10 protein-coding genes and 2 pseudogenes are annotated in these 12,144 nt (G+C 62.8%); 2 read left to right on the top strand and 10 right to left on the bottom strand.

Annotated features, from left to right (window positions below):
- A pseudogene (istA, locus tag BV908_RS20970) lies at positions 1 to 814 on the bottom strand (IS21-like element ISRsp3 family transposase); the annotation flags it as partial.
- Between the two features lie 48 nt (positions 815 to 862).
- Here istA and BV908_RS20975 point away from each other — a divergent pair.
- The gene (locus BV908_RS20975; protein WP_281631037.1) at positions 863 to 3,565 is read left to right on the top strand and encodes a Tn3 family transposase; all 2,703 of its coding nucleotides are present in this window, start codon (positions 863 to 865) and stop codon (positions 3,563 to 3,565) included.
- Positions 3,566 to 3,653: 88 nt separating this feature from the next.
- Here the strand turns inward: BV908_RS20975 and BV908_RS20980 are convergent, their stop codons facing one another.
- From BV908_RS20980 to BV908_RS21015, 8 genes are all read right to left on the bottom strand, one after another.
- Positions 3,654 to 4,727: a relaxase/mobilization nuclease domain-containing protein gene (locus BV908_RS20980; protein WP_103739132.1), complete on the bottom strand. Its 1,074-nt coding sequence runs from the start codon at positions 4,725 to 4,727 to the stop codon at positions 3,654 to 3,656.
- A complete protein-coding gene (gene mobC, locus BV908_RS20985; protein WP_066532656.1) occupies positions 4,714 to 5,265 on the bottom strand; it encodes a plasmid mobilization relaxosome protein MobC in 552 nt (183 codons plus the stop codon). Before mobC ends, BV908_RS20980 begins: the two co-directional genes overlap by 14 nt.
- A 231-nt stretch (positions 5,266 to 5,496) precedes the next feature.
- Complete coding sequence (locus tag BV908_RS20990) at positions 5,497 to 6,504, bottom strand: ParB/RepB/Spo0J family partition protein (protein WP_103739127.1); 1,008 nt, start codon at positions 6,502 to 6,504, stop codon at positions 5,497 to 5,499.
- A complete protein-coding gene (locus tag BV908_RS20995) occupies positions 6,501 to 7,241 on the bottom strand; it encodes a ParA family protein (RefSeq protein WP_103739128.1) in 741 nt (246 codons plus the stop codon). Before BV908_RS20995 ends, BV908_RS20990 begins: the two co-directional genes overlap by 4 nt.
- 3 nt (positions 7,242 to 7,244) lie before the next feature.
- The gene (locus BV908_RS21000; RefSeq protein ID WP_103739129.1) at positions 7,245 to 7,436 is read right to left on the bottom strand and encodes a hypothetical protein; all 192 of its coding nucleotides are present in this window, start codon (positions 7,434 to 7,436) and stop codon (positions 7,245 to 7,247) included.
- Between the two features lie 295 nt (positions 7,437 to 7,731).
- Complete coding sequence (locus BV908_RS21005; protein WP_103739130.1) at positions 7,732 to 8,052, bottom strand: single-stranded DNA-binding protein; 321 nt, start codon at positions 8,050 to 8,052, stop codon at positions 7,732 to 7,734.
- A 537-nt stretch (positions 8,053 to 8,589) separates the two neighbouring features.
- Positions 8,590 to 9,393 (bottom strand): hypothetical protein, encoded by an 804-nt coding sequence (locus tag BV908_RS21010; RefSeq protein ID WP_210434049.1) that lies wholly within the window; start codon positions 9,391 to 9,393, stop codon positions 8,590 to 8,592.
- Positions 9,394 to 9,875: 482 nt separating this feature from the next.
- Positions 9,876 to 10,736 carry a replication initiator protein A gene (locus BV908_RS21015; protein ID WP_103739131.1) on the bottom strand — a complete coding sequence of 287 codons (861 nt, stop codon included), beginning with the start codon at positions 10,734 to 10,736 and terminating at the stop codon, positions 9,876 to 9,878.
- 326 nt (positions 10,737 to 11,062) lie between these two features.
- On the opposite strand from BV908_RS21015, the pseudogene BV908_RS21020 reads away from it, so the two are divergent.
- Positions 11,063 to 11,266, top strand: a pseudogene (locus tag BV908_RS21020) (recombinase family protein); the annotation flags it as partial.
- Positions 11,267 to 11,318: 52 nt separating this feature from the next.
- On the opposite strand, the gene BV908_RS21025 reads toward BV908_RS21020, so the two are convergent.
- The gene (locus tag BV908_RS21025) at positions 11,319 to 12,083 is read right to left on the bottom strand and encodes an IS6-like element IS6100 family transposase (protein WP_001389365.1); all 765 of its coding nucleotides are present in this window, start codon (positions 12,081 to 12,083) and stop codon (positions 11,319 to 11,321) included.
- Positions 12,084 to 12,144: the final 61 nt, after the last annotated feature.

The raw sequence follows: 12,144 nt of genomic DNA on the forward strand, positions 1-12,144 counted from the left end.
CCAACCAGGCATTGAGGGCATCAAGATCTGGGAAGTTGGGCATTGGCTGCCATAACCGTCGACGCGCATCCTGAACGTTTTTCTCGACCTGACCTTTCTCCCAGCCTGAGGCCGGATTGCAAAAATCCGTTTCGAACAGGTAGTGGCTGGCCATGGCAGCGAACCGCGCATTGACCTGTCGGACTTTGCCCTGGCCGATCCGGTCTACAGCCGTCTTCATATTGTCGAATATTCCACGCTGAGGCACGCCGCCCAGCACCCGGAAGGCCTGCGTCAGTGCGTCGAACAACATCTCGTGCGTTTGCAGCAGATAGGCTCGCGTGATGAACGCCCGACTGTGGGAGAGCTTGGTATGGGCCACCTGCAGCTTGGTAGGCCGGCCATTCAGAAGGGCGTAATCTTCACTCCAATCGAACTGAAAGGCCTCACCGGGCTGGAAGATCAGCGGTACGAATGTGCCGCGCCCACTGGTTTGCTTTTCATATTGGCGTTCGGTCTTCCACGAGCGGGCGAAGGCGGCAACACGGCTGTATGATCCCTCGTAGCCCAGCTTAACCAGATCTGCATGTAGCTGCTTGGCTGTTCGCTTCTGTTTGCGCGACTTGCCAGATTCCACCCGCAGCCACGTCGTCAGTTTTTCTGCAAACTGATCAAGCTTGCTCGGCCGTTTGGGAACCTTGAACGTCGGCTCCACCGCGTCATCGCGCAGATATTTGCGGATCGTGTTGCGCGATAATCCAGTCCGCCGCCGGATCTCGCGAATGGGGATGCCTTGCCGAAAATGCCAGCGGCGGATCACACTGAGTAGGTCCATGTCGATCACTCCGATGCCTCCTGACTGTCAGCCAGGGGCGAGGAAAACATGGGTCAATTCTCAGTGAAAACTTATAACCCTCCCGGGTCACTTCTCAGTGCAACTCAACACACACAGTTCAGCCGGCCATTGCGAGCGGCGTTGCAGGAATGGCTGCTGCCGATTGGGCTGACGACGACCAGCGGGGCTGGGCTGGCACGGTCGCTACTAGGCGAGTGCCGACGACGGCGCATCATCGTACCTGGCATCAGTTCGGTCGAACGGATGGTTGCGCAGGCGTTGCTCGACGCCGAGCGCCACGTCGCCGAGCATCTGACCCGAGGGCTGGAGACTGGGCAACGCCGTCTGCTTGACGCCCTTCTTCTGCCTCACGCCGGCACGAACCTCAGCGGCCTCGGATGGGTGCGGCAGCCGCCCGGCAAGCCCGGTCGCAAGACGTTCGCCGTCATCATCCGGCGGCTAGCTCTGCTGCGCGATATCGGGATCGATCCCGATATCGCGGCAGGCATACATCCCGAACGCCTGCGACGCCTCTGTCAGGAAGGGGCTCGGCTGACGGCGCAACATGTCCGGACGCTGCAAGCAACGCGGCGCCGTGCGACGCTGGCGGCAACCGTACTCGAAACCATCGTCACGCTTACCGACGATGCGGTGCTGATGTTCGACCGCCTGCTGGGTCAGATGTTTCGGCGCGAGCAGAACGGTGCAGACACAGCGCTCAAGCGCGACCGGCGCACCATCAATGGTAAAATCCGGCTACTCGCCCGGCTCGGCGATGCCCTGCTCACTGCCAAAGTGTCGGGCGGCGACATCGGCGCCGCGGTCGAGGCCGTAGTTGGATGGGACGATCTCGGCCGTGAAGTCGATGAAGCCCGCAAGCTGATCCGCCCCGATGCCGTCGATCCCGTTACGATCGCCGCTACCAACTACCCCGTCCTCCGACAGGTCGGTCCCTTGTTCATCGCCTCGTTCACGTTCGGAGCGGTCCCGGCCTGCCATACGCTCGCGCGAGCAGTCGCTATCATGCGCGACCTTCATCTCGGTCGCCTGAAAAAACTGCCGCCGGATACGCCGGTTGCCTTCATTCGGCAGGCCTGGCGTCGCGCGATCGGCCCCGGCATTCCCGATCGCAGAGTTTATGAATTTTGCGTCCTGGTCGAGCTTCGGGACAGGCTTCGTGCCGGCGACATGTGGGTCGAGGGAAGCAGACGCTATCGTGCCGTCGAGCAACAGCTTATTCCTGGCCCGGTATTCGCCACCATGCGGGCAGCCGGCCCTTTGCCGATTCCGGCACCTGATACGGCCGATGCCTGGCTAGCCGAACGGCGTACCCGGCTCGCCCGTAGATTGGCAGAGGTCGAGCGAAAAGCGGAGACGGATACGCTGGAAGATGTACAACTCAGCCTCGGCAAGCTGCGGATTTCGCCGTTGAAGGCGGTCACGCCGGCTGAAGCGGATAGCGCCCTTGCGCCGCTTTACGCCCATCTTCCCGCGATCCGCATCACCGATCTCCTTGCTGAAGTCGATCGATGGACCGGATTCAGCCAGTGCTTTACGCATCTGCAAAGCGGTCGGGTTGCCGATGAACCCCGCGCTATCCTCACGGCGGTGCTCGCCGATGCAACCAATCTTGGTCATACGCGCATGGCTGAAGCCTGCAATCTCGTGACCCAACGCCAACTCAGCTGGCTCGCCTCGTGGCATTTACGCGAGGAAACCTACGGTCGGGCTCTCGCCAGGTTGGTCGATGCCCAGCACACCGCGCCACTCGCCGCCCTGTTTGGGGCCGGGACATCGTCCAGTTCGGATGGTCAGAACTTCCCGCTCGATCGCCGTGCCCAGGCGACCGGTGCGGTCAATCCGCACAAGGGCGCGGAGCCTGCCGTCTCCTTCTACAGCCATGTCTCGGATCGCTACGCGCCGTTTCATTCCACCGTCATCTCCGCATCCGCGAGCGAGGCGGCGCAGGTGCTGGACGGGCTGCTCCATCACGGTGCTGATCTGCACATCGAGGAGCATCACGTCGATGGTGGGGGCATTTCCGACCATGTATTTGCGCTATGCCATCTACTCGGATTCCGGTTTGCGCCGCGCATACCGAATATCTCCGCGCGCCGGCTTTACCTGTTTGACGGCATCGAACCCGGCCCCGATATTGCGCCGCTCCTCGCGGGCAAGGTCGATGAGGGCCTGATCGCTGCCCATTGGGACGACGTGCTGCGCTTGGGCACCTCGATCCGCACCGGCGTCGTGAGTGCGTCAATCATGCTGGAACGGCTTGGCTCCTATCCCCGCGCCAATGGCCTGGCCTTGGCACTGCGCGAGATCGGCCGCGTCGAGCGCACCCTGTTCACGCTCGATTGGATCGAACAACCCGAACAGCGGCGTCGCGCGACCCGCGAACTCAACAAGGGTGAGGCCGAAAATGCGCTGAAACGCGCCATCTTTTTCCACCGGATCGGCCGTATCCGCGATCACGCATTGCAAGCCCAGACCCATCGAGCGAGCGCACTCAACCTCGTCGCCGGTGCTATCGTCCTCTGGAATACGACCTACATGCAAGCCGCCCGCATGCATCTTGCCAGTCTAGGCCGGTCGATCCCGCCGGACCTGCTGCAACACCTTTCGCCGCTCGGATGGCAGCACATCAACCTCACCGGCGATTATCTTTGGACCGACCCCGATGCACCATCGCCGGCCCTCAGGCCGCTTCGCCAGATGCACGCCGTCGAAGGCCCGGCGAAACCTTAGCGTATATCTGGGTCCGTTCTATGTACCGCCCCCGACGTTACATAAATCGGGATGGGTTCGGCCTAGCCGGTGGCAGCTGCCACCGGCTTTATCGTTTGCGCTGTGTAGGCGGACGTGGCGGCACTGGTTCAGAAGGCAGTCGCCCCCTCTGTCCCGATAGCTCGCGTTGCTGGCTCTGCCGCTCGATCGCGGCAACCGACTGTTCATGGATTGTCGGTGCCCTGCCCGCCCTCACAAACTGGCGCACCTGATCTGCCAATTGACGATCTGCCGGGTCCGCGCTCTCTCCAAGCCGCTGCGCAGCCGCAAGATAACGCTTGCGGGCCTCATCCCATTGCTGTCGGCCACGCCCGACAAATTCCGGCGCTTCCGCTCGGCCTCGATGCTGATCTTGCGCCGCTGCGGTGATCTTGCGGTTCGCCAACGGCGCGGGGGCCGTCCCTGTCATGTAACGCTGCCGCATCTGGTTCAGTGACATGCTCTGCCCAGCACGACCAATACCACGCGCTGCGCGCGGCGTAGCTTCGGCACTCACGCCACGCGCCCGTAATTCCTCGGCAAAACGCTCACGATACTGGTGGAGCGTTTGCGGACGTGGATTGAACCGGCGTCCAGTGTCCCCCCGCGCTGCAACCGTCAAATGGACATGGGGACGCGGCGTGTCGGTATGGAGCGCCAGAACATAATCCCATTCATGGGCGATCTCGCTGCGCGCGACTTCACGCACAGCGGACAAAACCTTATCGGGGTCGGTTCCTGCCGGCATCGAGAAAACCATGCTCACGGCGGCAACGGTCGAACTGTCACGCCAGTAGGCAGGATCGCCCCAATCACGCGCGAGAGCGGCGCGATCGTCCTTCTCAGAGAGAATATCGCCGTCGCGCGTCTCAAGCGGAACGTCGCCTTTGCGACCGATATAATCGAAATGGGCCGCCGCATGGCTTTTGCCCTTGGGCCGCCCTGTCACTTTGACCATGACCTCCGGAGCGCGCCCGACGACGCGGGCAAGACGTGCCCGCGTACTAATAGCACGTTGCGCCTTGCCCGATGACAGGCCGCGCAACAGCTGGTTAGCCCCACGTCCGTTCGGGTCAGCGGTGATCTTGGGCTTGAAAAGCGCCGCGACCTGACCCGCTTCAAAGCTGCTGTCAAAGTCGCTCACCGGCAACCTCCCAATAGGTAAGATCAGCCTTTGTCGCAGCGCCGATGCCTTCAACCGCTGCGCCGATGGCCTCTCGCAGCTCGTTGACCTTTTTGAGTTCACCCGCGATCTCGGCCGCATTATCCGCGAGCGCCATCTTGTTCGCGGCTTTAGCAATCTGGTTCACATTGCGACCGATACGCTGCAACGCCTGTCGGCAGTTCAATAGCTCTTCACGCAACTCGCGATCGACGGGCGCTGCAATGCCAAGGTGCCGCCGCACAAGCGACAAGGCCCAGGTCGCCGGGGTCATCCGCTGCTCTTGCGCGCGATGCCGAATGACGGCCATCTCCGTTTGGGTCGGCCGAAGATAAACGCGGTGTGCACCGGCTGTCTCCCGGTCGACCATTTCTTCCGCCGCGTCGCTGGCACCCGACTGCCTGAGCACGGCATCAACCAGCTGGCGCATGAAAGGTCCGCGCCCTCCCCTCGGCTGAGCGAGGGCATCGACTTTGGCGAGTTTGGCCGCCTCGATCTTGAAGCCCAGCGTCTTATCCATGGGGGGTAGGTATCTCCAACCGTTAAGCGCGATCCGAATGGATTGAGCCTAACGGTTAACATTCGCCGCCGCAAGGCTTATCCTGCCATTAAACATCCCCACCAAAATCAGCCTTTAAGTGTGCCACGTGGCACACCCAATCCATCTGAACGTGATGAAGTCGCGGAAGGAAGGATTGGACCTGGCGCGAGCGACGGCCGCTGCCGGCGCTCTCCGTTCAACCCGGCGCGATCAGCGCCAGCTTACCATGCGCGGTTCTGCCTCATCCTCGAAGTGCAACCACGCCTCCACGATCATCGCGCGCTTGCCCTCGATCTCGATCGTCGGCCGCTCGACCCTCTGCTTTCCCGTCCTCGGCTTGGCCGGCGAGCGGGGCGCAGGGGCGGGGATTGCGGGCGGGGCACTGTCTGCCGGCGCTGGGCCTTCTGACACGGGCGTCTCGTCCATCGCCCGATCGGCTTCCTCGTCCCGGATCGCGTCCGTCGTCGGCGTGGTCCCGTCAGCCTCGGCCGTCGCCGGATCATCCTCGGCGGGGGGTAGGGGTGCCTCCGCTTGGCTCGACGGGGTAGGCTTGGGGGCCGATTTCTTCGCGCCTACCTCACGCGCGAACCGCTCGCACGCCAGCACGGTCATGTCCTCCGCCGCAGTGTTGGCGACAAAGGCCCGGGTTGCCGCGTCGTCGGTCTTCGCAGCCTGAACGAGGGCGACCGCGCTCCGCATCGAGATGTCGGCGAACAGCGCGGCGATATAGTCGGGCGCCTTTGCGAGTCCCTGATAGCGGGTCAGCAACGTGCGGTTGCGGCCCGTCGCGCGCGCCAGCTCGGCGAGCGTGCGGCCCTTTTCGACTTGGCCGGTGACGAACCGAATCATGTCGGCCGTCGACAGGTCCTCGCGCTGGTCGTTCTCGATGAATTGGTCGATCCGGACCTGCTCAATATCGTCGGTCTTGCTGACGATCGCGCGGACCTGCACGCCGAGTTGCTTGCACGCGCGCCAGCGCCGCTCGCCGAACATGATCCGGTAGCGCCCGTCGGCATCTTTCGGCGCCACGGTGATCGGTTGAAGCTGGCCGCGCTCTTTAATCGTTTCCGCCATTTCGTCGATCTTGGCCGGATCGATCTCGCTGCGGACGTTCTCGGGATCGGGGAACAGCAGCTCGGGATCGAGGAGCTGGACGCGATCGGCGTCCGCCACGGCCGCCTTCTCGCCGAAAACGTCAAAGCCGCTAAAGTCGGTCATGCGTGGCTCCCGATCCGGGTCATGGCTTCCTCAAGAAACGCGCGCATCGGGGGAAGCGAGGTCCGCACGTCCTTATCAAAGCGCCACACCGGGACATGCTCTTGGATGGCCTGGCTGTAGTGGGCGCGCTCGGGAAGGTAGGTGCTGAACAGATTGCGGCCGATCTTCGCTTTGATCGCCGCCAGCATGTCCATCTGATGCCGGTCGTTCGCGCGCACCCGGTTCGGGATCAGCCCGACGACGTGGATCGGGGTTCGACGCTTGGTGTTCACCGTCGCGATCGAGTCAGAGACTTGCTTCGTCGCTGCGGGACCGAACGGCCCCAGCTCGACGGGGATAATCAGGTGATTGCACACCAACAGCGCGGCGAAGTTGATCCACGACCATGACGGGGGCGTGTCGAGAACGCAGTAGTCGAAGTGGGGATCGAGCGCTGGGAAGTTGGCGTTGAGGTTGGTCAGCGCGCGCGGGTAGTCGGCATCATACTCGCCGCCCATGCGGTTCGAGTAGATCGCGAGGCGCGGGAAGGTAGCGGGCGGGCTATAGCCCGGCTCGAACAGCGGCTTGCACGTGCCAAGGCTCTCGAAGTCAGCAAGCGCGTCGGTCGCGTTGCACTGGCGATCGAGGTCGAGGAACAGCACGCGATGGCCGGCATCGGCAAGATGCCATGCCACATGGCAGGCGATCATGGTCTTGCCGGCGCCGCCCTTCTCGACGTTGATGGCGATGGTCCGCACGCGCTACCAGCCCCGATCGCTGTTGTTGTTCCAATGGTCGTAACCGCGATAGTTGGAGTCCGTGCGCGTGTTGCGGCGGGCCTCCTCGTCGGGCGTGTCGCCGCTCCAGATGCGCGGGCTCGAACCGCTGCGACCGCGGAAGATGGCCCAAGCGATCAGGACGAACAGTCCGATCGTCAGCAGATTATCCCACATGGCTCTCGCCTCCGACGCTGCCTTGATGGAAGGCCCGACCTGTAATATACGATACCGCAAATGCCGTCAATATGCGGTATCGGTAATTAGGCCATTGCATGACGTCTAGCAATATCCGGTCAGTCGGTCGCCCTCCGATGGAGGATAAGACGATGGGGCGCTTTCCCAAGGGGACGCTCGATCGGATCAAGACCGTTCTCCGCGATGGCGAGAGTCAGGCTGATTTCGTGCGCGAGGCGGTGGAGCTGGAGCTACGCCGGCGAGAGGGGCCGCCGGTGGGCGGCCCCGGTCCCGCCTAGTCGCGATCCTCCGACCCCTTGGCGAGAACCGCGAAGCCGTCGGCGATCAGCTCGACGGTGTAGCGCCGGCCCTCGGCCGTGTCGTAGGAGTTCTGACGGACGCGGCCAGTGATGTGGACCAGGTCGCCCTTCTGCGCCTTGGCGGCGCGTTCGATCAGCTTGCCGAACAGCGTCACCTCGTTCCAGTGCGTGTCCGTCACCCACTCGCCGTTCTCCTGGCGGTTGTAGTTGGCGGCGACGTTCACCTTCGTCACCTTGTCATGCTCCGTGATCTTCCCGACCCGGCCGATGATCCGAAACTCCGCGATGTTCTGCATGGTCCTGTCCTTTCGAGCGATCAGGCTCATTCCTGATGGGAACTGAAGGGGAGTGCAGGCGCCGCGATCAAGCAAAAAAAACGGAGGGTCCGCGTAGCGGAAACCGTAGGCGCAGCCGGTTATTTGCTTGATCGTAGAAGGCGGCCAGCGCCCATTTTCCCATCGATTTAGGAATAGCCGTTCGTAAGGGCTCGGCCTCGAAAATCGCGCGGGGATCTCGCGGCCCGGACATGGATCGCAGCGGCGCATGATGATGGTCGACCAGGTCGCCACGGCCGCGGGGAAATTGGGATGGGGGACCGCTCGATGGGGGAGACGCCGGCGCCGATCGCGCGACACGGCGTTGGGGACTGGCGCTACGGTCGCGATGAAGGACCAAAAACGGCTGCACCGGGCACGAAGGCGGCCATTTGAGCGCGACGGTAAACGCTTGCTCCCCTCGGGAGCATCGCGACGCGAAGCGGCGCGTCCCACCCTGCGGCTAGGTGTCGGCGGTGGTGGTTTGCGCTTCCGGTCGGGCCAGGACTGTCTTCGCCGTCAGGCGTTAGGGCGTTGGCCGACTAGGCCAACTCCATCTGCCCTTAGAACATATGAATCTAGGAGCGGTTGACCATTTTTTTGAGACTCTTGCTTCTCGATCGCGATGGCAAGGCTGTCCAGCACCTGCCGCAAGCCGGCGTCCTCGATCTCCTCGGCGACAACCTGACGGGGCGAGCGCCAGAGGCGCATCGCCTCGATCTGCTCGATACGGTCGGCCTCGCGCTGCACCACATCATCGGGAAGGGGAACAGGCCGGAGACGACGCGGAAGGAAGCGGGCAAGCCGATTGGGGAAGCTCATGCGATAGACGTTGGAGGTCTGCGCATTGCGCGCCTTCGGGCGATCCGCCGGGGGATCGATCGGCACGCATCGCCGCTGCTTGTCGAGAAGGCCCATGCTGGCGAGCGCCACCAGCGCACGCCCGACGCTGGCGCGTGAGACGCCGGCAGCCGCCTCGATCCATTCCCAGGTCGGGAACACCTTGCCGGCGCACGTGCGCGCCAACGTCGTAAGCTGCTCGAACACGCGCAATGCTGTGTTGGTTATCAGGGTGGCGAGGCGTTCGTCTTCTGTGAGCTGGCGCCCCTCGGTGCGGGCGATGCGCCGCACCGCGTTCTTGCGCTTCAGCAGTTCGGCCGCTTGCTTGTAGAGCCGGTCGGGCTCGCCCTTCGCATAGCTGTAGAAGAAGTCCTCCTCGAACGTGCCGGCCCTCCGGCTGTTAGGGTGGACGTGCGCGCGCGTGGGGTTTGGTGCGCCCGATCGCGATCTCGGCCGCGTCCGCTCAATGCGGTCGAGCGCCATGAAGCTCGCCTTCGCGAGTGTAACAGCTCCCATCTTCCGTCCCCTTCGTGGGGCCGGGACCAGGCAAAACTAGAGCGTGGCGCGAAGCGCGCTCCCTTGAACCAAGGCTCGGGAACGGGTATGAGAGGGGCGTCTTACGGCCTGATCGATGCCTGCAAGCATCGCTCATCTCGTTCCAGGGTGCCCGGCCTTCGTGCCGGGCATTCGTTTATGTGGTCACGGCCGCTCCCTGACTGGCCGATCGCCTGATGCGACTAGCTCGACAGTATTTGTGGCGAAATCAGCGGGATCGTGAAACCGCTACTATTCGTGCTTTCGGCGACCAAAGCCCGGAAAAGTTCGTGCTTTCGGCGACCATCGCTCCGGTCATTCGTGCTTTCGATGACCGAGATTCGTGCTTTTGGCGACCGAAGTTCGTGTTTTCGGCGACCCATCGGCCGATTTGCTGGCGACTCGATTCGCGACGCGGAAAAGAGAGGAGTTCAGGCGTTCGAGAGGAGCGGGCGGGGAGTAATCCTGACGCGCGCAGCGCCCGCGTTCCGACGCGCGCGGCTCTTCGCCGCTACAGTCGGGACGTCAACCAAGTCGAACCCGAAGCCGGGAATGGTGTTGTCATCGGCTATTCGTTTCAGCTCATACCGAAAATGCTTGAGCGAGCTTTGATAGCCGAGCTGCAACCGAAGCTCCTCAAGATCAACGTCGATCGGGCCTTCCGTGCATGTCGATCGCGCCACCTCGTAAAGCCGGCGTTCGATCGGGCCGAGCTGAAAATAGCTCGGCGCATAGTCCAGCACGCGCCGATCACGTTGGATCGCCCGATAGAGCCAATCGCAAAGCCGGACCTTCACGGCCTTCAACCGCTTATCGCCGGTCCGCGTCTTGGTGTAGGTGAGCTGCGCTTCCGACAGCCACGAGAAGAATCCGGCCTGGCCCTCGCCTCCGGCCTCGATGTTGGTCTTGATCTGCGTGCCCTGTAGCCGCTCCAGCGCGTCCGACAGGCGCGTGTAGGAGCGGGCCGAGCCGTTGACGCCGGTGACGCGGAACAAGTCGTGGGCGGTGAAATAGAAGTCCTGGGACACTCCCACGCCGGCGTCCATCTTCGCCACCATAAGACTCGCGATATAAAGCAGAACCTCCTTGTCGTAGATCGTCGCGACGCCCTTGGCGGTAGCGACGATCTCGATCGAAACCGTGTCGGTCTTATAGGCTAGCGGCTTGGTCCACTTGCCCTTGCTCAACGCGAAGAACGGGAACGCCATCAGCGACCGCTCGCCGCGAACCTCGGTCAGCAACGGGCTGTCGAGCGAGAACAGGTCGCCCTGGGTCAACGCAGCCTCGCTCATGCCCGCCCCGATCGTCGGTCATGCGGTTCGGTCGCCGAAAGCACGAAGATGGGGCAGGTCGCAGCACACACTACAGGGGAAAAGGCCGGAAAACGGTTCAATCGGGGGCGAGAGTTCGTGCTTTCGGCGACCGTTCTGGCTTGGAGGCGGGGGCGTTCGTGCTTTCGACGACCGTGCGCCGCTAGCTCGCCGGCGTGTCTCGCAAACGATCGATTTTGAAGCGGGACCATGTGAGACGGTTTAGCAGGCCGATCGCGCGTATCAAAACACTTTCTCGATTGAGTGTTGCCATGATAAGCGCGGGAGGTGAGTTTTGAGAATGGTTCATGCTGATCGGCTATGCACGGGTGTCGACGCCCGAACAGGATCTGACGCCCCAGATCGACGCCCTACGCGAGGCCGGTTGCGAGCGAACCTTCACCGATAAGGCGAGCGGTGCCAAGGCGAACCGCGCCGGCCTAGCTGAAGCGTTGTCGCACGCGCGTGCCGGCGACGTGATTGTGGTGTGGAAGCTCGATCGCCTCGGTCGGCTCTGTTGCAAAGATTGGCGGCAGTCAGAGGTAGGCTGTCGCTCTGCGCCGATCAGGCGGCTGCTGCGAAATGGTGGTTGAGCATGCCCATGGCCTCCGTCAGCGCCGAGGGCCCAATGCCAAAAGCTCTCTCCACAAGGCGCACCTCGCCCCTGATGCCGGGCTGCAGGCACCAGGGGCGAGCCTGTCCTTTGCGCAGGGCTCGCATGACTTCGAATCCCTTGATCGTGGCATAGGCCGTGGGGATCGATTTGAAACCGCGCACCGGCTTGATCAGTATCTTGAGCTTTCCGTGATCGGCCTCGATCACGTTATTGAGATACTTCACCTGCCGGTGGGCCGTCTCCCGGTCCAGCTTTCCTTCGCGCTTCAATTCGGTGATCGCTGCACCATAGCTCGGCGCTTTGTCGGTATTGAGCGTGGCAGGCTTTTCCCAGTGCTTCAGGCCTCGCAGGGCCTTGCCCAGGAACCGCTTCGCTGCCTTGGCGCTGCGGGTCGGCGACAGGTAGAAATCGATCGTGTCGCCCCGCTTGTCGACTGCCCGGTACAGGTAGGTCCACTTGCCCCGCACCTTGACGTAGGTTTCATCCAGGCGCCAGCTCGGATCAAAGCCACGCCGCCAGAACCAGCGCAGCCGCTTCTCCATCTCCGGGGCGTAGCACTGGACCCAGCGATAGATCGTCGTATGGTCGACCGAAATGCCGCGTTCCGCCAGCATTTCCTCAAGGTCGCGATAGCTGATCGGATAGCGACAATACCAGCGCACCGCCCACAGGATCACATCACCCTGGAAATGGCGCCACTTGAAATCCGTCATCGTTCCGTCCGTCCAATCTCCGCCAAGCATGCTCAAGCTTCACGATTTTTGCAACAGAGCC

The sequence above is a fragment of the Diaphorobacter sp. LR2014-1 genome (assembly GCF_002916785.1).
Lineage (GTDB): Bacteria > Pseudomonadota > Gammaproteobacteria > Burkholderiales > Burkholderiaceae_C > Diaphorobacter > Diaphorobacter nitroreducens.